This window comes from Kitasatospora sp. NPDC093550 (assembly GCF_044764985.1).
GTDB lineage: Bacteria > Actinomycetota > Actinomycetes > Streptomycetales > Streptomycetaceae > Kitasatospora.
The window spans coordinates 546,759-565,081 of record NZ_JBIWJF010000001.1 but is presented as its reverse complement, the minus strand read 5'-3'; the positions used below and the strand labels follow the sequence as shown (position 1 = coordinate 565,081).

General features: G+C 72.6%; 16 protein-coding genes. 7 read left to right on the top strand and 9 right to left on the bottom strand.

Annotated elements, in window-relative coordinates; genetic code table 11:
- Window positions 1–313 precede the first annotated feature (313 nt).
- Window positions 314–1,387: an alpha/beta hydrolase gene (locus ACIRD3_RS02400; RefSeq protein WP_402210291.1), complete on the top strand. Its 1,074-nt coding sequence runs from the start codon at window positions 314–316 to the stop codon at window positions 1,385–1,387.
- Window positions 1,388–1,518: 131 nt separating this feature from the next.
- On the opposite strand, the gene ACIRD3_RS02395 is transcribed toward ACIRD3_RS02400, so the two are convergent.
- Window positions 1,519–3,111, bottom strand: a complete 1,593-nt coding sequence (locus ACIRD3_RS02395; RefSeq protein ID WP_402210288.1) for a PucR family transcriptional regulator — start codon at window positions 3,109–3,111, stop codon at window positions 1,519–1,521.
- Window positions 3,112–3,509: 398 nt separating this feature from the next.
- Here ACIRD3_RS02395 and ACIRD3_RS02390 point away from each other — a divergent pair, with 398 nt between their 5' ends.
- The 6 genes from ACIRD3_RS02390 (at window position 3,510) to ACIRD3_RS02365 (ending at window position 10,795) form a co-directional block, all read left to right on the top strand.
- Window positions 3,510–4,397 carry an FAD binding domain-containing protein gene (locus ACIRD3_RS02390; RefSeq protein WP_402210285.1) on the top strand — a complete coding sequence of 296 codons (888 nt, stop codon included), beginning with the start codon at window positions 3,510–3,512 and terminating at the stop codon, window positions 4,395–4,397.
- Complete coding sequence (locus tag ACIRD3_RS02385; RefSeq protein ID WP_402210282.1) at window positions 4,394–4,882, top strand: (2Fe-2S)-binding protein; 489 nt, start codon at window positions 4,394–4,396, stop codon at window positions 4,880–4,882. Before ACIRD3_RS02390 ends, ACIRD3_RS02385 begins: the two co-directional genes overlap by 4 nt.
- Window positions 4,883–4,946: 64 nt before the next feature.
- A complete protein-coding gene (pucD, locus tag ACIRD3_RS02380) occupies window positions 4,947–7,313 on the top strand; it encodes a xanthine dehydrogenase subunit D (protein ID WP_402210279.1) in 2,367 nt (788 codons plus the stop codon).
- A 284-nt stretch (window positions 7,314–7,597) separates the two neighbouring features.
- The gene (locus tag ACIRD3_RS02375) at window positions 7,598–9,079 is read left to right on the top strand and encodes an NCS2 family permease (protein ID WP_402210276.1); all 1,482 of its coding nucleotides are present in this window, start codon (window positions 7,598–7,600) and stop codon (window positions 9,077–9,079) included.
- A 131-nt stretch (window positions 9,080–9,210) separates the two neighbouring features.
- A complete protein-coding gene (locus ACIRD3_RS02370) occupies window positions 9,211–10,407 on the top strand; it encodes an XdhC family protein (RefSeq protein WP_402210273.1) in 1,197 nt (398 codons plus the stop codon).
- A 94-nt stretch (window positions 10,408–10,501) separates the two neighbouring features.
- Entirely contained in the window at window positions 10,502–10,795 is a 294-nt protein-coding gene (locus tag ACIRD3_RS02365; RefSeq protein ID WP_402210270.1) for a DUF3303 family protein, read from the top strand.
- Between the two features lie 121 nt (window positions 10,796–10,916).
- Here the strand turns inward: ACIRD3_RS02365 and ACIRD3_RS02360 are convergent, their stop codons facing one another.
- The 8 genes from ACIRD3_RS02360 to ACIRD3_RS02325 form a co-directional block, all read right to left on the bottom strand.
- Window positions 10,917–11,540 carry a LysE family translocator gene (locus ACIRD3_RS02360; RefSeq protein ID WP_402210267.1) on the bottom strand — a complete coding sequence of 208 codons (624 nt, stop codon included), beginning with the start codon at window positions 11,538–11,540 and terminating at the stop codon, window positions 10,917–10,919.
- 53 nt (window positions 11,541–11,593) lie between these two features.
- A complete protein-coding gene (locus ACIRD3_RS02355; RefSeq protein ID WP_402210264.1) occupies window positions 11,594–11,881 on the bottom strand; it encodes a PIN domain nuclease in 288 nt (95 codons plus the stop codon).
- Between the two features lie 120 nt (window positions 11,882–12,001).
- The gene (locus ACIRD3_RS02350) at window positions 12,002–12,199 is read right to left on the bottom strand and encodes a type II toxin-antitoxin system VapB family antitoxin (protein WP_402210261.1); all 198 of its coding nucleotides are present in this window, start codon (window positions 12,197–12,199) and stop codon (window positions 12,002–12,004) included.
- A gap of 96 nt (window positions 12,200–12,295) precedes the next feature.
- Window positions 12,296–14,083, bottom strand: coding sequence for an SDR family oxidoreductase (locus tag ACIRD3_RS02345; RefSeq protein WP_402210786.1), 1,788 nt, complete (start codon window positions 14,081–14,083; stop codon window positions 12,296–12,298).
- Between the two features lie 8 nt (window positions 14,084–14,091).
- Window positions 14,092–15,054: a M24 family metallopeptidase gene (locus ACIRD3_RS02340; RefSeq protein ID WP_402210258.1), complete on the bottom strand. Its 963-nt coding sequence runs from the start codon at window positions 15,052–15,054 to the stop codon at window positions 14,092–14,094.
- A gap of 24 nt (window positions 15,055–15,078) precedes the next feature.
- A complete protein-coding gene (locus tag ACIRD3_RS02335) occupies window positions 15,079–16,167 on the bottom strand; it encodes a PDR/VanB family oxidoreductase (RefSeq protein WP_402210255.1) in 1,089 nt (362 codons plus the stop codon).
- 182 nt (window positions 16,168–16,349) lie between these two features.
- Complete coding sequence (locus tag ACIRD3_RS02330; RefSeq protein WP_402210252.1) at window positions 16,350–17,267, bottom strand: metal-dependent hydrolase; 918 nt, start codon at window positions 17,265–17,267, stop codon at window positions 16,350–16,352.
- 198 nt (window positions 17,268–17,465) lie between these two features.
- Window positions 17,466–18,245, bottom strand: coding sequence for an IclR family transcriptional regulator (locus ACIRD3_RS02325; protein WP_402210250.1), 780 nt, complete (start codon window positions 18,243–18,245; stop codon window positions 17,466–17,468).
- Window positions 18,246–18,323 lie beyond the last annotated feature (78 nt).

Below are 18,323 nucleotides of genomic sequence, written 5' to 3'. Positions count from 1 at the left end.
AGCGGCGCGAACGGCGCGGACGGTAAGGTGCCCCGGGGGACCTTTCCTGGAAGTTCGCTGAACATCTGGTCCGGACGATCTCCGTCCGGGTGACAGACTGAGGCGCCGATCCGAAGGGGTTCATCACGCGGACGTGATGTTCCTCTCAGGTTCCGCACAGATTCGGACGGCAACCGATCATCAGTCACGGCCGTCTGATGCCATTGACGTGCGTTCGGGCGACTGGGGCCCGGGCGGCGAGCGACCCGGATACGAGAACGCGATGGAACTGACAGGTACGCCATTCCTCATCCTCACCGTCATTCTTGTGCCGGTGTCCATCACCGTGGCGTTGCTGTTCTGGGGAAAGGTCGGCGGCCCCCAGCCGGTGAAGACCCTCACCCGGATCGTCATGATCATGTTCTGCCAGGTCACGGCCGTCCTGATGGTCTTCGTGATGGTCAACAACGCCAACCTGATCTACGGCAACTGGGACGACCTGCTCGGCACCGGCAACCACGTCCGCGCGGTGCCGCCCGTGCCGCCGGCGGACCAGGGCGGCGGCCAGAGCGGTGACGCCGCCAAGGAGCTGCCGAAGGTGAAGCAGAGCTTCGGCGGCGTGAACGACCCGGCGGTGCCGGGCGACGTGCAGAAGACCGAGCTCAAGGGGCAGGTGTCCGGCGTCGACGGCGAGGTGCTGGTCTGGCTGCCGCCGCAGTACAACGACCCGGCGTTCAAGGACAAGAAGTTCCCCGTGGTCGAGCTGATCCCGGGCTTCCCCGGCTCCTCCTCCACCTGGTACGGCACGCTCAAGGTCTCCGAGCAGCTCAAGCCGCTGATGCAGCAGGGCAAGGTCGCCCCGTTCATCCTGGTCTCGCCGCGCACCCTGCTGCTCGGCAGCAACCAGGACGCCGGCTGCACCGACATCCCGGGCAAGATCAACGCCGACGCCTGGATCACCCGGGACGTCCCGCAGATGGTGCTGGACAACTTCCGCGCCGACCCGTCCGCGGACCGCTGGGCGATCGCCGGCTACTCGGCCGGCGCGCACTGCGCCGCCAAGCTGTCGCTGGCCCACCCCAACCGCTACCGGGCCGCCATCGCGATGTCCGGCTACAACGACCCGGCGACCGAGAAGGACTCGCTGGTCGGCAAGGACCCGAAGCTGCGCGAGGCCAACAACCCGGTCAACATCCTCAAGGCCGCCCAGCAGCCGCCGAAGGTCGCGATGCTGATCAGCGGCGCCAAGGGCGACGGCTACGAGGACGGCGAGGCGATCCGCACCGCCGCCAAGGCGCCGACCACCGTCCAGGTCCAGGAGGGCACCGGCCCGCACACCACCGACCTGTGGAAGCGGATGGTGCCGGGCGCCTTCGAGTGGCTGACCACGATCATCCCGGCCCAGTGACACGCCTGACGCCGTAACGGAGCCCCGGACACCGGGGCCCGGACACCGGAGGCCCGGACACCGGAGGCCCGGACACGGAGGGCCCGCCGCGATCACCCGCGGCGGGCCCTCTCGCGTTCCCCGGCGTCCCGTCAGGCCAGTTCGAGCGCCAGGTAGAAGTCCACCCGGTCCTCCAGCCGGGAGAGGTCACGCCCGGTCAACTCCTCGATGCGGCCGATCCGGTACCGCAGCGTGTTGACGTGGACGTGCAGCTGCGCGGCGCAGCGGGTCCAGGAGCCGTCCGAGCGCAGGAAGGCCTCCAGGGTGCGGACCAGGTCCGCCTGGTGCTCGATGTCGTACGCGATCACCTTGTCCAGCAGCCGGCTGCGGAAGGCGCGGCGCACCTCGTCCGGAACGGCGGCCAGCAGCAGGACGTGCGAGGCCAGCTCCTCGGGGCCCGCGACGCAGACCCGGCCGACCCGGGAGGCGGCGATCCGGCGGGCGTGCCGGGCCTCCTCCAGGGCGCCGCGCAGGGCGCCGGCCTCGGAGGCGGGGGCGGAGACGCCGAGGGTGATCCGGCCCTCCGAGCCGAGCCCGGCCTCCAGCGGGGCGAGCAGGTCGCGCATCGCGTCGGCGGGCACCGTGCTGTCCGGGGCGGGCATCACCACCACGGCCCCCACGCCCGTCCCGGCGACCAGGGCGCGGTCGCCGGTGGCGCTGAGCGCCTCCTCCAGGACGGCCCGGACGGTGCCCTCCGGCAGGCCGGTGCCCTCGGCGCTGAGGACCAGCCAGGAGCCCTCCTCGGCCGGGGACTTGGGCTCGGTGCCCTCGTAACGGGCGGCCATCGCCGAGGAGGCGTAGAGGGTGCGGCTGATCTCGGCCGGGTCGGCGTCGCGGCGCAGCAGGGCGAGCACCTCGTCGGCGAGGCGGCGGCGCAACCGGCGGCCCTCGTCGCGGCGGTGGCGCTCGGCGGCGACCAGGCGGGCCAGGTTCTCGGCGAGCTGCTGGCGTTTGGTGGTCCATTCGGTGATGTCGCCGGCCACCGCGAGCATCCAGTCGGCGAGCGGCACCTCGTGCTCGGCGGAGGCCGCGGCGGGCAGCAGCGAGTAGGAGCCGGCGGCCAGGCGGGCGCGGTGCGGGGGGCGGCGGCGCTGGCGCTGGGCGGCGAGGTGGGCGCGGACCAGCTGGTCGCGGTCCTCGGCGGAGAGCCGGTCGGCGGGGCCGGCGATCACCGTGCCGGTGGGGGCGAGCACCCAGCAGTCCAGGTCGAGGTCGCCGCCGAGCAGGTCGAGCACCGCGTCCAGTCCGCCGCCGCCGGCCGCCGAGACCAGCAGCCGGTGCCGGTCGACCAGGGCGGCGAGGTCGGCGGCGCGGTCGGCGGAGACCTGACGGCCGATGAACTCGGTGACGGTGCCGAAGGCGATGTCGTCGGGAACGGCCAGCAGCGGCATCCGGTGCCGGCGGCAGGCCTCGACCAGGTCCTCGGGCACCGGCCCGACCTCGGCCTCGCCGGCCGCGAGGGCGACGGCGCCGCCGGCCGCGAGGGTCCGCACGAAGCGCTCGGAGTCGGCCGGCACGGTGCGCCAGAGCATGCCGGTGAGCACCAGCTCGCCGCCGTGCAGGTAGCGGCCGGGGTCCTGCAGGTCCGTCGTCATCACGCCGCTGACCTGCCGGTCCAGCTCTTCCTCGGCCGCGAGCAGGCGCAGTCGCGGGGCGCCGGGGGCGAGCAGGTCACGGACACGCATCCGCGGACTCCTTCGGGACGGGATCGGGGGGTGATCGGGGGGTGGACCGGGGGTTCGTTCGGAGGGTTCGTTCGGGGGAACGAAGGGGAAGGGACGGCCGAGTCGGAGGTCCGGGGGTCACAGTGTGCCCGAACATCCGTGCTCGGCGTTACGCACCAGCGGGCCGCCGGATCACGGGCCCGTAGCCCGTCCGTCACGGCCGGATTACGGTCGTAGGTAGCACCCGGGTAACACCTGGACTGCGAATTTCTGCTCCTTAGAGGAACGTACAGGATGCCGGGCGGGACCACAGCCGGGGCTTCATGCCATCGGTGACTGCCAGTGGGCCGCGTCACAGGAGTTCACTGGGCGACACGCCGCCGGACACCCGGCGGGCGACGACTTGAGGAGACACCCGCATGGAGTTCCTTCGGCCCGCCACCTGGGACGAGGCGCTCGCGGCGAAGGCTGAGTACCCGACCGCGCTGCCCATCTCGGGCGGTACGGACGTCATGGTCGAGATGAACTTCGACGTGCACCGGCCATCCGCGATTCTCGACCTGAACCGCATCACCGAGCTCACCGAATGGTCCAACGACGGCAGCGTCGTCAAGCTCGGCGCCTCGGTCCCGTACTCCCGGATCATCGACGAGCTGTCCGGGCCGCTGCCCGGGCTCGCCCTGGCGGCCCACACCGTCGGCTCGCCGCAGATCCGCAACCGCGGTGGCGTCGGCGGCAACCTCGGCGGCGCCTCCCCGGCCGGCGACGCGCACCCCGCGCTGCTGGCGGCCGGGCGGGACGTCTTCGTGGAGGCGGCCTCGGTGCGCGGCAGCCGGATGATCCCGATCGACGAGTTCTACGTCGGTGTGAAGCGCAACAGCCTGGAGGCCGACGAGCTGATCCGGGCCGTGCACATCCCGGTGGCGGACGGCCCGCAGCAGTTCTCGAAGATCGGCACCCGCAACGCGATGGTGATCGCGGTCTGCGCCTTCGGCTTCGCCCTCCACCCGAAGAACGGAACCGTCGGCACCGGTATCGGTTCGGCTGCCCCCACGCCGCGCCGCGCCGTCGAGGCCGAGGAGTACCTGCAGGGCGTGCTCGCCGAGCGCGGGCTCTGGGAGTCCGGCGACCTGCTGGGCGCCGAGGTGGTCCAGCGGTTCGGCGAGCTGGTGAAGGCCGCGGCCTCGCCGATCGACGACGTCCGGGGCACCGCGGACTACCGGCGCCATTCGCTGGCCGTGATGGCCCGGCGCACCCTCACCTGGTGTTGGAACGACTACAGCAAGCAGATCAGGAGCGCGGCATGAGGGTCACTTTCACCGCCAACGGCAAGCCGGTCGAGGCCGACGACGTGTGGGAGGGCGAGAGCCTGCTCTACGTGCTGCGCGAGCGGGTCGGCCTGCCGGGCTCGAAGAACGCCTGTGAGCAGGGCGAGTGCGGCTCGTGCACCGTCTACCTGGACGGCGTCCCGGTCTGCTCCTGCCTGGTCGCGGCCGGCCAGGTGCAGGACCGCGAGGTCCGCACCGTCGAGGGCCTGGCCGACGAGAACGGCGAGCTGGGCCTCGTCCAGCAGGCGTTCATCGACGCCGGCGCCGTCCAGTGCGGCTTCTGCACCCCCGGCCTGCTGGTGCAGACCGACGCCCTGCTGGAGCGCGACGCCCAGCCGAGCGACAACGACATCCGCGAGGCGCTGTCCGGCAACCTGTGCCGCTGCACCGGCTACGAGAAGATCATGGACGCGGTGCGGCTCGCCTCGGCCCGCAAGTGCTCCGGGAAGGCCGTGACGGAATGAGCGAGCGAATCATCGAGAAGTGCGCATTGTGCGAAGCGCCCTCCGAGCACAGCGAGGTGGCCGCGTGAGCACTCGCACCATCCAGGGCCAGAAGAACCTGCAGAACATCAACCAGGCGTCCAAGGACGGCATCGGCGGCTCGCCGCTGCGCCCGGACGGCAACCTGAAGGTCAAGGGCGAGTTCGCCTACTCCTCGGACCTGTGGCACGAGGACATGCTGTGGGGTATGGCGCTGCGCTCGCCGCACCCCCGGGCCGACATCCTCTCGGTGGACATCTCCGAGGCGCTGAAGGTGCCCGGCGTGTACGCGGTGCTGACGCACGAGGACATCCCCGGCTCGAAGTACTACGGCCTGGAGATCCAGGACCAGCCGGCCCTGGCCATCGACAAGATCCGGTACCACGGCGAGGCGATCGCGCTGGTCGCCGCCGACCATCCGGAGACGGCCCGCCGCGCGGTGAAGAAGATCAAGGTCGAGTACCGGGTGCTCACCCCGATCGTCACCGAGGAGCAGTGCCTCGACCCGGAGACGCACGGCTACGTCCACGAGCCGCACGAGTACAAGTCGCACGCGTACGGCAACATCTGCCACGAGCAGAAGCTGGTCTCCGGCCTCGGCGTGACCGACGAGGTACGGGCGATGGCCGACGTCATCGTCAGCGGCGACTACGAGGTCGGCATGCAGGACCAGGCCTTCCTCGGCCCGGAGTCCGGCCTGGCCGTGCCCGCCGAGGACGGCGGCATCGACCTCTACATCGCCACCCAGTGGCTGCACGTGGACCGCGAGCAGATGGCCCCCGTGCTGGACCTGCCCGAGGAGAAGGTCCGGCTCACCCTGGCCGGCGTCGGCGGTGCCTTCGGCGGCCGCGAGGACATCTCGATGCAGATCCACGCCTGCCTGCTGGCCCAGCACACCGGCAAGCCGGTCAAGATCGTCTACTCCCGGGACGAGTCCTTCTACGGGCACGTGCACCGCCACCCGGCGCGGATGCACTACGAGCACGGCGCCACCCGCGACGGCAAGCTGGTCTTCGCCGACTGCCGGATCGTGCTGGACGGCGGCGCGTACGCCTCGGCCTCGCCGGCCGTGGTCGGCAACGCGGCCTCGCTCGGGCACGGCCCGTACGTGATCCCGAACGTCAAGATGCACGCCATCGCGCTCTACAGCAACAACCCGTCCTGCGGGGCGATGCGCGGCTTCGGCGCGGTGCAGGCCGCGTTCGGCTACGAGTCCCAGATGGACAAGCTGGCGGCCGAACTGGGCATGGACCCGGTGGAGTTGCGGCAGCTGAACGCGATGTCGGAGGGCGACTTCATGCCCACCGGCCAGCAGATCGACTCGCCCGCCCCGGTGGCCGAACTGCTGCAGCGCGCCAAGGACATGCCGCTGCCGCCGCCGCTGGACACCGAGCACCTGGACGTGCGCGCGCTGCCCGGCGCGCTGTCCAACACCTCGCACGGCGAGGGCATCGTGCGCGGCGTCGGCTACTCGGTCGGCATCAAGAACGTCGGCTTCTCCGAGGGCTTCGACGACTACTCCACCGCCCGGGTGCGGCTGGAGGTCATCGGCGGCGAGCCGGTCGCCATGGTGCACACCGCGATGGCCGAGGTCGGCCAGGGCGGCGTCACCGTGCACGCTCAGATCGCCCGCACCGAGCTGGGCGTCGAGCAGGTCACCATCCACCCGGCCAACACCGAGGTGGGGTCGGCCGGTTCGACCTCCGCGTCGCGTCAGACCTACATGACCGGCGGTGCGGTGAAGCTGGCCGCCGAGGCGGTCCGGCGGGAGCTGATCGAGAAGGGCCGCAGCCGCTACGGCTGGACCCACAAGGACATCACGCTGGCCGGCGGCAAGGTCGTCTCGGAGAGCGCCGGCGTGCTGGTGTCCATGGTGGACCTGCTCGGCGACGAGGCCATCGACCTCACCCGCGAGCACCACCACCGGCCCACCCAGCCCTTCGACAAGGAGACCGGCCAGGGCTTCGGCCACGTCCAGTACACCTTCTGCGCCAACCGCGCCGTGGTGGACGTGGACGTGGAGCTGGGCCTGGTCAAGGTGGTCGAGCTCACCGCCGTCCAGGACGTCGGCAAGGCGCTCAACCCGCTCTCCGTGGTCGGCCAGATCCAGGGCGGCTGCACCCAGGCCCTCGGCCTCGCGGTGATGGAGGAGATCATCGTGCGGGACGGCAAGGTCCGCAACGCCTCCTTCACCGACTACCTGATCCCCACCATCCTGGACACCCCGCCGATCCCGGTGGAGGTCCTGGAACTGCCCGACCCCAACGCGCCGTACGGGCTGCGCGGGGTCGGTGAGGCGCCGACCGTCTCGGCGACGCCGTCCATCGTGGCCGCCATCCGCAACGCCACCGGTCTCGCGCTCAACCGGATCCCGGTCCGCCCGGAGCACCTGACCACCGAGCAGCCCGGCTGAGACCCGGAGCATTCGGCCAAACCCCCGGCCGAGGCCCGGAGTCCGCACTTCCCCGGGGCGGCGACAGTCTTCCCCGCCGCCCCGGGGGTCCCACCCCCCCACACCAGCTGCCCTACCCGCGCCGGGGTTCCGCAGAGGTGCGCACCACCCTCCAATGCACCGTCGGCACTCCCCCTGCCGGGAGTGCTCCCCACAGTGAGTCGATACGTCCCCCTATGCCGCTCATGCGCCGGTAGTCAGGTCGGCTCGCCCACCCCAACCCCCTTTGACACTTGGGAGTGGACATGACCAGGATCCCCACGGAGCCCGGCACCACCGAAGACAGACCCGCCGAGGACGACGCCCACGCGTCGGCCCCGGCACCCCACCCGAAGAGCGCACTGGACGCCTACTTCAAGATCTCGGCCCGGGGCTCGACGCTCGCCAACGAACTGCGCGGTGGTCTCACCACCTTCATGGCGATGGCGTACATCATCCTGCTCAACCCGCTCATCCTGAGCGGCGCGGACGTCACCGGCGTCAAGCTGGACCACGCGGCACTCACCACCGCCACCGCCCTCGCGGCCGCCGTCACCACCATCCTGATGGGCGTGGTCGGCAACGTACCGCTGGCCCTCGCCGCCGGCCTCTCGGTCTCCGGCGCGGTCTCCGCGCTGGTCGTCCCCCACACCACCTGGGCCCAGGCCATGGGCCTGTGCGTGATCTACGGCCTGCTGATCGTGCTGCTCGTGGTCTCCGGACTGCGCGAGAAGATCATGAACGGCATCCCCCTGCCGCTCAAGCACGCGATCACCATCGGCATCGGCCTGTTCGTCACGATCATCGGCCTCTACAAGGCCGGGTTCGTGCACACCGGCGGCCCCACCCCGCTCTCGCTCGGCCCCTTCGGCGAGCTGTCCGGCTGGCCCGTCCTGATCTTCTGCCTCACGGTCCTCACGATCTTCGTGCTGATGGCGCGCGGCGTCCGCGGCGCGATCCTGATCGGCATCGCCGGCGGCACCGTCGTCGCGATCGTCGTCAACAAGCTCGCCGACGTACCGGCCAAGGCCTGGGCGAACTCCGTCCCGGTGTGGCCCGGCAACCCGGTGTCCGCGCCCGACTTCAGCCTGTTCGGCCACGTCGACCTGTTCGGCGCCTTCGGCGGCAAGGGCATGGGCGCGATCAGCGCCTCGGTCGCGGTGTTCACGCTCGTCCTGGCCGGCTTCTTCGACGCGATGGCCACCATCATCGGCGTCGGCACCGAGGCCGGCCTGGCCGACCGGCAGGGCCGGATGCCCGGCCTGTCCAAGGCCCTGTTCATCGACGGCGCCGGCGGCGCGGTCGGCGGCCTGGCGGGCGCCTCCGGGCAGACGGTCTTCGTCGAGTCGGCCACCGGCGTCGGCGACGGCGCCCGGACCGGCCTCGCCTCCACCGTCACCGGCGGACTGTTCGCGCTGATGCTGTTCTTCTCGCCGCTGGCCGGCATCGTCCCGGTCGAGGTCGCCTCCGCCGCCCTGGTGGTCATCGGCTCGATGATGATGAGCCAGGCCCGGCACATCGACTGGTCCGACCGCGAGGTCGCCATCCCCGCCTTCCTGACCTGCGTGCTGATGCCCTTCACCTACAGCATCACGGCGGGCGTCGCGGCCGGCGTCATCTCGTACACGGTCATCAAGGCCGGTCTGGGCAAGTGGCGCGAGCCCGGGGTGCTCATGTGGATCCTCACCGGGGTGTTCGTGCTCTACTTCGCGCTCACGCCGATCAAGTCCTGGCTCGGCGTGCACTAGCCGGCCCCGGGGGCTGCCCCAGGGGATCCGTCCACGCACCACCGCCGCCACGCACCGCCGCCGCCGTACGGGATCGTTTCCCGTACGGCGGCGTCCCCGCTACTGTCGAAACCGAGTAAGGAGCCCCCGCCATGCAGGACATCGCCGAGCAGCTGCAGGCCTGGCACGCGACCGGGCGCACCTTCGCCGTGGCCACCGTGGTCGGCGTCTCCGGCAGCGCTCCGCGCGACCCGGGGGCGGCGCTGGCCGTCGACGCGGACGGCGAGGCGATCGGCAGCGTCTCCGGCGGCTGCGTCGAGGGCGCGGTGTACGAGCTGTGCCAGGCCGCGATCGAGAGCGGCGAACCGGTGCTGGAACGCTTCGGATTCAGCGACGAGGACGCCTTCGCCGTCGGTCTGACCTGCGGCGGGGTCCTGGACGTCTTCGTCCAGCCGGTCGTGCCGGGGACCGACGCCGGGCTGGACGCCGGGATCGCGCACATCGCGGCGGGCACGCCGGTGTCCCTGGTGCGGGTGATCGAGGGCCCGGCCGGGCTGCTCGGCGCCACCCTCGCGGTCACCGCCGACGGCGTTTCCGGAGCGCTCTCCACCGGCCCGTCCACGGTCGGCGCCCTGGAGCGGGCCATCGTCACCGAGGCGCGCGCCATGCTGGAGGCCGGACGCACCGGCCGGCTCGTCCTCGGCCTGGACGGCCGCCCCTGCGACGAGGACGAACGGGGCACCGTCACCTGCTTCGTCGAGTGCTACGTGCCCGCGCCGCGGATGCTGGTGTTCGGGGCGATCGACTTCGCCGCCGCGGTGGTGCGGATCGGCAAGTTCCTCGGCTACCACGTCACCGTCTGCGACGCCCGGCCCGTCTTCGCCACCGCCCGTCGCTTCCCCGAGGCCGACGAGGTCGTGGTCGACTGGCCGCACCGCTACCTGGACTCCCAGCTCGGCCGGATCGACGGACGCACCGTGCTCTGCGTGCTCACCCACGACGCCAAGTTCGACGTCCCGCTGCTCGAGCGCGCCCTGCGGCTGCCGGTCGGCTACGTCGGCGCCATGGGCTCGCGCCGCACCCACCGGGACCGCGAGGCGAAGCTGCGCGAGGCGGGACTCACCGAGGCCGAACTGGCCCGGCTGCGCTCCCCCATCGGCCTCGACCTGGGCTCGCGCACCCCGGAGGAGACGGCGGTCTCCGTCGCCGCCGAGATCATCGCCCACCGCCGCGGCGGGAGCTGCCTGCCGCTGAGCGCCGGCGACGGGCCGATCCACCACGACACCGGCCTGATGACCGCCCCGGCCGCTCCGGCCGAACCGCGGGAACCCCGGACCCACGCCGCGTAGGGCCCGCCCCGAGCGGGTGACGTTGCGTGGCCACGGGGGCGGCGCGACGCTGGAGTTGCGGACTCACCCCGAGCCCGGGGAAGGAGCGGGGACCATGCGCGCCCTGCTGGAAATCGAACTCGACACCGCGGCCGCGAACAAGCTGATCGGCGACGGGACGATGGCGGAAGGGCTCCAGCAGCTGCTGGCCCAACTGAAGCCGGAAGCGGCCTACTTCCTCCCCCGCAACGGACGCCGCGGCATGGTGATGGTCGTCGACCTCCAGGACGAGGCCACGCTGCCGTCCGTCGTGGAGCCCTTCTGGGCGCAGCTGAACGCCACCGTCGACATCCATCCGTGCATGAACACCGACGAGCTCCTGGAGGGGCTGCGGCGGCTGGCCACCTGACCTCCTCGTCACCTGAGGTCCGGGGCACCCGAGCTCCGCGCCTCCACCCGGGCTCCTCGCCACCCGGCTGGGGTCAGTCGGGCTCGGGAGAAGTCGGGCTCGGGGTCAGTCGGGCTCGGGGTCAGTCGGCGAGCGCCAGCTTCACGCCGAACCCCAGGACGACGGCCCCGGTCACCCGGTCCATCACCCTGCGCGCGGCCGGTCGGCGCAGCCAGCCGCGCAGCACCCGGGCGAAGCCCACCAGGACCGTCGACCAGAGCAGGCCCTCCGCGACGTGGACGCAGGTCAGCGCCACACCGGCGGCGAAGTGCGGGGCGCCGGCGGGAATGAACTGCGGGAGTACGGCCACGTAGAAGACCCCGACCTTGGGGTTCAGCAGGTTGGTCAGCGTGCCCCGCCGCCAGCCGTGCCCGAACCCGCCCTCGGTCGTCGGCTCCGCCGCGTCCACCGCCCGGGCGCCCCGGTCGCGCAGCATCCCGACGCCCATCCACACCAGGTACGCGGCGCCCGCCCAGCGCAGCACCTCGTACGCCACGTGCGAGGCGGTCAGCAGCGCCGTCACCCCGGCCGAGGTCAGCGTGCCCCAGATCAGCGTCCCGGTCTGGATCCCCAGCACCACGCCCCACGCCTGGCGCCGTCGGCCCAGCGCGGAGGTCCGCAGGACCAGCGCGGTGTCGAGCCCGGGCGTCAGCGTGAGCAGCCCCACGACGAGGGCGAAGGACCACAGCGCGGTTGTCGTCTCCATGGACCCGGATGCTCTCACAGGCCGGGGACGGCCGTCCCGGGTCCGTCAGTCCGTCAGTCAGCGGTGCCGGGCGGCACGACCCACCGGGTCGGCTGGCCGGTGACGGCGGCGATCATGTCGTAGTCGCCGTCGTAGTGCAGGACGGTGACGGCATGGCGCTCGGCAGTGGCCGCGATGACGAGGTCCGGTACCGGCAGCGCCCGCCGGTTGCCCCCGGCGGTGAGAAGCGCCTGCACCTCGATGGCGCGGTCCCAGACCTCATCGGGTGTGGGCAGCCAGGCGAAGCCCCGCAGGCCCTCCCGGATCCGGTCGGCGTCGGCCCTGGACCGGGCGCTGTGCATGATTTCCAACTCGACGGCCCACAGATCGCGAGCCGCCCCTCGCGGAACAGCCGGTCGACCGGAACCCGGACCGCCGGCTCGGCATGGCGGGCGACGGCCGACTTGTCGATCAGGAAACGCTCACTCACCCCGGTCCACCGGCCCGGTCAGATCGGGCAGCCCACCCTCGGCGAGCCAGTCGAGGAACTGCCGGCCCTTGCGGCGCTTCACGGCGTCCTCGAGAGCGGCGTTGACGGTGGCGACCTTGGTCGTCGTGCCGAAGATCTCGGCGGCCTCGGCGAGCAGTTCGTCGTTGACGTCTATCACGGTGCGGGCCACGGTCGACCTCCGGGATCGGAGCGAGCCTGCGATATCAATTCCAGGGCTACTTGATATCGCAGGCGTGACTGGTCCGTCCCGGTGATGTTCCCCCGATCAGGTGACGTTGAGGCGGGCGGCGAGGCGGAGCAGGCCGGGGCTGAGGCGGGAGAGGAAGCGGGCGGCCCTGGCCTCGGGGGTCACGGGGACCACGGGCTTGCCGGTGCGGACGGCGGCGAGGATCGCGGTGGCGACCTTCTCCGGCGGGAAGCCTCGGCGGGCGTAGAGCTTGGCGGCGCGGGCCTGCTTGGCGGCCTGTTCGGCGGCGCTGGTGGCGGAGAAGGTGGAGGTGCGGGTGATGTTGGTGTTGACGATGCCCGGGCAGATGGTGGAGACGCCGATGCCGTGGCCGACGAACTCGGCCCGCAGGCAGTCCGAGAGCATGAACACCGCGGCCTTGCTGGTGGCGTAGGCGGTGAGCGCTTTGGAGGGCAGGTAGGCGGCGGCCGAGGAGACGTTGACGATGTGGCCGCCCTGGCCGCGGTCGGCCATCAGGGTGCCGAAGGCGCGGCAGCCGTGGATCACGCCCCACAGGTTGACGTCCAGGACCCGCTGCCACTCCTTCTCGGTGGTCTGCAGGAAGGTCCCGGAGTGGCCGATGCCCGCGTTGTTGACCACCACGTCGGGCACCCCGTGCTCGGCCGCGACGGTCTGCGCGAAGGCGTCCACCGCGGCGCCGTCGGAGACGTCCACCCGGTAGGCGTACGCCGCCGGGCCGATCAGCGAGGCGAGCTCGGCGGTGCGCTCGGCGGCGGCGAGGTCGAGGTCGCAGACCACCACCCGGGCGCCCTCCTCGGCGAAGGCGAGCGCGGTGGCCCGGCCGATGCCGCTGCCGCCGCCGGTGACCACCACCAACCGGCCGTCGTCCAGGGCGGGTTGGTCCTTGCCGGCCTCCCCCGACCGCTCGGCCTCGGTGCGGGCGGTGAACTCGCGGACCAGTCCGGCCACGGTGGCTCCCTTCTCCAGCAGCGCCGACCAGTGGCCGGCGTGCAGCGTCCTGCGGGTCAGCTCGGGCACCCAGCGCTCCAGGCCCTCGGAGAGGTAGGTGCCGACGTAGCGGTCCCGGGTGAGGGTGATCAGCTGGACCGGCACCTCGGTCGGCCGCTCGCGCGGACGGCCCATGGTGGGCCGGAAGTTGGCCCGGTACAGCTCGATGCCGCGGACCGCGTCGCGGCGCAGGCTGCGCTGCGGGTGGCCGGCCCGCGGGGTGACGTGCTCCAGGTCGCGCAGCACCCGCGGCCAGGCCCGGGCCAGGCCCAGACGCCAGACGCCGGGGGCGAGGAAGGGCAGGTGGAAGGCGGTGATGTACCAGGAGTGCAGGCCCTGGTGGACCAGCTGCTTCAGGTGCCGCGGGGTCGGGCGGCGCAGCCGGTGGCGCAGCCAGAACCCCATGTGGTCCAGGCTGGGACCGGACATCGTGGTGTACGAGGCGATCCGGCGCTCGGCACCGGGCGCGGTGACGGCCTCCCAGGACTGGATCGAGCCCCAGTCGTGGGCGAGCAGGTGGACCGGGCGGTCCGGGCTGACCGCGTCGGCGACGGCGAACAGGTCCTGGGCCAGGTGCTCCAGCCGGTAGCCCTCGCGGTCGGCGGGGACGCCGGACTCGCCGGCGCCGCGCACGTCGTAGCGGACCACGTGGTGGTCCCGGGCCAGGTCGGCGGCGATGTCGTCCCAGACGGCGTGGGTGTCGGGGTAGCCGTGGACCAGGAGGACGGTGGGGGCGGCGGGGTCGCCCTGCTCGAAGACGGCGAGCGGCAGACCGCCGGAGTGGACGGTCCGGCGGCGGACCGGGACCGGCGGGGTCGCCGCCGGGGTCGCCGGCCGGGGCTCCGGCCGGGGCGTCATCGGGCTCGTCATCGGGTGGCCTCCAGGGCGGTCGGCTCGGTGCTCGGCTCGGCGTCCGTCTGCTGGGCAGTCTGCTCGGCGGCCGTCCGCTCGACAGCCGTCCGCTCGGGGGCAGTCTGCTCTGCGGGGGCGGAGGCGGTCCAGCGACGGACGTGGGGGAGGTCGTCGTCCAGCCAGTACGCGTCGTCCTCGGTGACCACCAGCAGTTCCTCGAACTTGATGCCCACACCGCGGAAGCCGATGTGCGGCTCGACCGCCCACAGGCCCGGGGTGGGCGCGTGCCGGGACGACCGGCCGTCCGCCCAGAGCGGCGAACGGCCGTGCAGGCGCTCGGAGATGAGCTCGCGGCCGAGGGTCTGCAGGGTGCGCACGCCGAAGCCGAAGACGTTCACCCCGGCCGGGCCGCGCGCCGTGTTCCGGGTGACCTGGTGACCGATCACCCGGCCCGGGTACACCTGGTGGCGGTTGTCGTAGCCGTGCGCGGCGAGCTGCGCGTCCACCGCCGCGTACACCTCGTTCAGTGGCTTGCGGGCCCGCACCTCGGCGAGGATCAGCTCCCGGTACACCCGGAGGTCGGCGGCGAGCCGGTCCCAGATCCGGTTCTCGCCGACCTTGCCGCCGTACCCGATGTCGGCGGTGTAGCCGTCCACGACGGGCGCGCAGTCCAGCACGTACGGCATGCCCTCCTCCAGCCGGCGGTTGCCGGCGAAGAACTGCAGCGGGGTGTGGAAGTGCCGGAACGCCGTACGGTCGCCGAACCAGGCGAAGGGGACGTGGAAGAAGTCCTGCACCCCGGCGGCGACCAGGCAGCGGCGCAGCTCGGCGGTGGCCTGCCGCTCGGTGACGCCCGGTTCGATCCAGGCGGCGACCTGTTCGGCGCAGTGGTAGGCGAGTTGCTGGGTCTCGCGGAAGCGGGCGAGGTCGCGCTCGCTGTAGCGGAAGGCGGGGGTCGCTTTCGCCGAGGAGGGCATCGGGGGCTCCTTCTAGAGGTCGAGCTAGAGGTCGAGCACGAGGGTCTCGCCCTCGGCGGCCCGGGAGACGCAGGGCAGCAGGGCGCCGGCGGCGCGCTGCTCCGGGGTGAGGCGGCGGTCCCGGTGGTCGGGGGAACCGGCCAGCACGCGGACCTCGCAGGTGCCGCAGAAACCCTGGTGGCAGGAGTACGGGAGGTCCGGGCGGGTTTCGCGCAGCACGTCCAGGGCGGAGCGGTCGGCGGGCACGTCCAGGCTCGGGCCGTCGGCGCCGAGGCGGACGGCGAAGGGCGCGCCGTCGGTGATCGGGGCGGCGCCGAAGCGCTCGAAGTGCAGGGCGGTGGCCGAGGAGCCGTCCAGAGCGCGCTGCACGGCGGAGAGCATCGGGGCCGGGCCGCAGCAGTAGACGGCGGCGCCGGGCGGGGCGTGGGCGAGCAGCTCGGCGCCGGTGGGGACGCCGCCGTGCTCGTCGTCGGTGCGCAGCACCACGCGCCCGGGGTCCAGGGCCCGCAGCTCGTCCGCGTACGGGAGGGCGTCGGCGCTCCGGCCGACGTGCACCAGGCGCCAGTCCAGGCCGTGCCGCTGCGCCTCCCTGGCCATCGGCAGCAGCGGGGTGACTCCGATGCCGCCGGCCAGCAGGAGGACGGCGGGTTCGGCGCAGAAGGCGAAGCCGTTGCGGGGGCGGCGGGCGGTGAGGCGGGCACCGGGGTGCAGGGTGTCGTGGACCTCGACGGACCCGCCGCCGCCCTCGGGCAGCCGCCGGACGGCGATGCGGTAGGCGGTGCGGTCGGCCGGGTCCCCGCAGAGGGAGTAGTGGCGCTCGCGGCCGGAGGGCAGGACGAGCCGCAGGTGGGCGCCGGGCTGCCAGGCCGGCAGTGGGCCGCCGGACGGGTCGGCGAGGCTCAACTCGACGACGTCGGAGGTGAGTTCGCGGCGCACGGTGACCACCAGCTGCAGCGGCGGGACGGGGCGGCTGAACGGGCGGCGGGGGTTGCGGCGCAGCAGCGGGCCGCCGAGGGCCGGGGAGTAGCGGTCGCCGAAGGCGGTGATCCAGCGGATGAAGCCGTCGGCTCGGGGGCGGCCGTAGAGGTCGGGGGGTGGGGTGAGCAGGTCCATCCGGCGGGTCCTTGGCGTGGGAGAGGGGGCGGGGGCGGGGCGGAGGTCCGCGAACAGCCGACAGCGTGCAGGCGACGGGCAACGGATGACAGATGACAGATGACAGATAACGTTTTCTGTTCGCTGAAATCTGTTCGCTGAAATCCGTCGTCTGAAATCTGTCCGCTGAAACCTGTCGGCCGTCAGCCGCTCGCGGCGGCCGCGCGGGCGGCCGGGGAGCTGGCGAGGTAGCCCAGCGCCTGACTGGAGGAGCCCTCCTGGGTCGGGTGGTAGCCCGGCCGCAGGTACCGCAGCCCGGAGCGGATCGACTTGAGCGGATCCGGCAGCAGGCCGCGCTTGGCGATCCGCCCGGCCTCGCGCCAGGTGGGCTTGAGCCGCCCGTCCAGGGTCGGGTCGGCGGCGAGCATGAAGCGGGCGCCGCGCACCCAGAGGTGGACCAGCAGCGGCCCGGAGATCACCATCCCGCGGACCCGCCGGAGGTAGCCCGGGTCCAGGTGGACCATGAGGTCGAAGGCGACGCTGCGGTGCTCGACCTCCTCGGCGCCGTGCCAGCGCAGCAGGTCGAGCATCGTCGGGTCGGCCTCGGCGCGGTCCAGGCCCGGGGAGTTGAGCGCCCAGTTGCCGAGGAAGGCGGTGAAGTGCTCGATGGCCGCGATGAAGGCGACCCGCTCGATGACGTTCTCCCGCCGCTGGGCCGGCGTCAGCCCCGGCTTGTCGCCCAGGATCCGCCGGAACAGCCAGGAGACCTGCCGGACGTACGGCCTGGGGTCGAGCCCCTGGCCCAGCAGGTGGTCGAGGACTTCCTGGTGGGCCTCGGCGTGGATGGCCTCCTGCCCGATGAACCCGAGCACCTCCTCGCGCAGCTGCTCGTCCCGGATGAGCGGCAGCGCCTCCTTGAACACCTTGACGAACCAGCGCTCGCCCTCGGGCAGCAGCAGGTGCAGCACGTTGATGACGTGGGTGGCCATCGGCTCGTCCGGGATCCAGTGCAGCGGCAGCCCGGCCCAGTCGAAGCGGACGTCCCGGGGCTCCAGGACGAGGCTGTCGTGCACGCGCGCGGCGGGGGCGGCGAGGGCGGGGACGGGGGTGGTGCGGGGCATGGCAGGCCCTCCTGACCTGGGAGCGGCGGCTCGGCTCACAGCAACGTACTCGCGGGTAACGGCGGGGACAAGGGTTTCTACCGCCCTTATCGACATCGAGTCTAATAAGTGATGTACACCGGCCGAGGGCCCGGGAAACGCGGGAAGCCCCACCGGTTTCCCGATGGGGCTTCCTCGAACTCCCGTAGCGTCCCGCCGTCAGACCGCCATCGCCAACAGCAGCGGCGCCGCCCGGGCCGCCAGCAGCTCGGCAGCGGCCTTGAGCTTGTGGATGTTGGCCACCGGCATCGAGGTGGCCAGGCAGCCGACCGTGCTGCCCGCCGTGATCGGCACCGCCGCGCACACCGTGCCCAGCGCGTACTCCTGGATGTCCAGCACCGGTACCGTGGCGGGCTGGCGCTCCAGCCGGTGCATCAGCTGGTCGGCGTCGGTGACGGTGCGGGAGGTGAGCCGGGCGACCGGGTGGCGGGAGAGGTGGTCGCGCCGGGCGTCCGCGTCCAGCTGGCCGAGCAGGCACTTGCCGATCGCGCTGGCGTGCGCGGTGGCCCGGAAGTCCACCCACTCCTGCACCGCCGGCGCGTAGTCGGCCGCCGAGACCGCCTCGACCGACAACTCGCCGTCGTGGTACCGGGTGAAGTACACTGCGGCGCCCAACTCGTCCCGGAGTTCGGCGAGTTTACGGTCGAGCCGGGCCTTCACCAGCTGCTCCCGGTTGTGCTGCCCGAGCAGGGCGAAGGTGCCACCGAGCACCCAACCGCCGTCCTGGCACTGGAGATAGCCCTCGATCTCCAGGATCTCCGCGAGCCGCCGGACGGTCGGCAGCCCGAGCGAGGTCTCCCGCGCGAGGCTCACCAGGGTGGCGCCGTCGGGGTGGCGGTCGACCGCCTCCAGCAGTCTGAGGGCGTGCTGCAGGGAGGTGAACGGGCCGGTCGGGCCCTGGTCCAGCGCGGCGTGACGACCCGGGGCTGGTGTCGACATGTCGTCCCCTTCCGATGTCCCCCCACGGAGCGACCGCGGGCAAGCCCAGCCTAACGACCCGGTGGCTCCGGCGGCTGC

What these genes read in the sequence shown, in the direction of transcription:
- ACIRD3_RS02395 (WP_402210288.1), bottom strand. Translation starts at nt 3,111, where the DNA reads ATGCGTGTCCGTGACCTGCTCGCCCCCGGCGCCCCGCGACTGCGCCTG.
- ACIRD3_RS02390 (WP_402210285.1), top strand. Translation starts at nt 3,510, where the DNA reads ATGGAGTTCCTTCGGCCCGCCACCTGGGACGAGGCGCTCGCGGCGAAG.
- ACIRD3_RS02370 (WP_402210273.1), top strand. Translation starts at nt 9,211, where the DNA reads ATGCAGGACATCGCCGAGCAGCTGCAGGCCTGGCACGCGACCGGGCGC.
- ACIRD3_RS02385 (WP_402210282.1), top strand. Translation starts at nt 4,394, where the DNA reads ATGAGGGTCACTTTCACCGCCAACGGCAAGCCGGTCGAGGCCGACGAC.
- ACIRD3_RS02365 (WP_402210270.1), top strand. Translation starts at nt 10,502, where the DNA reads ATGCGCGCCCTGCTGGAAATCGAACTCGACACCGCGGCCGCGAACAAG.
- ACIRD3_RS02345 (WP_402210786.1), bottom strand. Translation starts at nt 14,083, where the DNA reads ATGACGCCCCGGCCGGAGCCCCGGCCGGCGACCCCGGCGGCGACCCCG.
- ACIRD3_RS02355 (WP_402210264.1), bottom strand. Translation starts at nt 11,881, where the DNA reads ATGCACAGCGCCCGGTCCAGGGCCGACGCCGACCGGATCCGGGAGGGC.
- ACIRD3_RS02375 (WP_402210276.1), top strand. Translation starts at nt 7,598, where the DNA reads ATGACCAGGATCCCCACGGAGCCCGGCACCACCGAAGACAGACCCGCC.
- ACIRD3_RS02335 (WP_402210255.1), bottom strand. Translation starts at nt 16,167, where the DNA reads ATGGACCTGCTCACCCCACCCCCCGACCTCTACGGCCGCCCCCGAGCC.
- ACIRD3_RS02340 (WP_402210258.1), bottom strand. Translation starts at nt 15,054, where the DNA reads ATGCCCTCCTCGGCGAAAGCGACCCCCGCCTTCCGCTACAGCGAGCGC.
- ACIRD3_RS02360 (WP_402210267.1), bottom strand. Translation starts at nt 11,540, where the DNA reads ATGGAGACGACAACCGCGCTGTGGTCCTTCGCCCTCGTCGTGGGGCTG.
- ACIRD3_RS02325 (WP_402210250.1), bottom strand. Translation starts at nt 18,245, where the DNA reads ATGTCGACACCAGCCCCGGGTCGTCACGCCGCGCTGGACCAGGGCCCG.
- ACIRD3_RS02330 (WP_402210252.1), bottom strand. Translation starts at nt 17,267, where the DNA reads ATGCCCCGCACCACCCCCGTCCCCGCCCTCGCCGCCCCCGCCGCGCGC.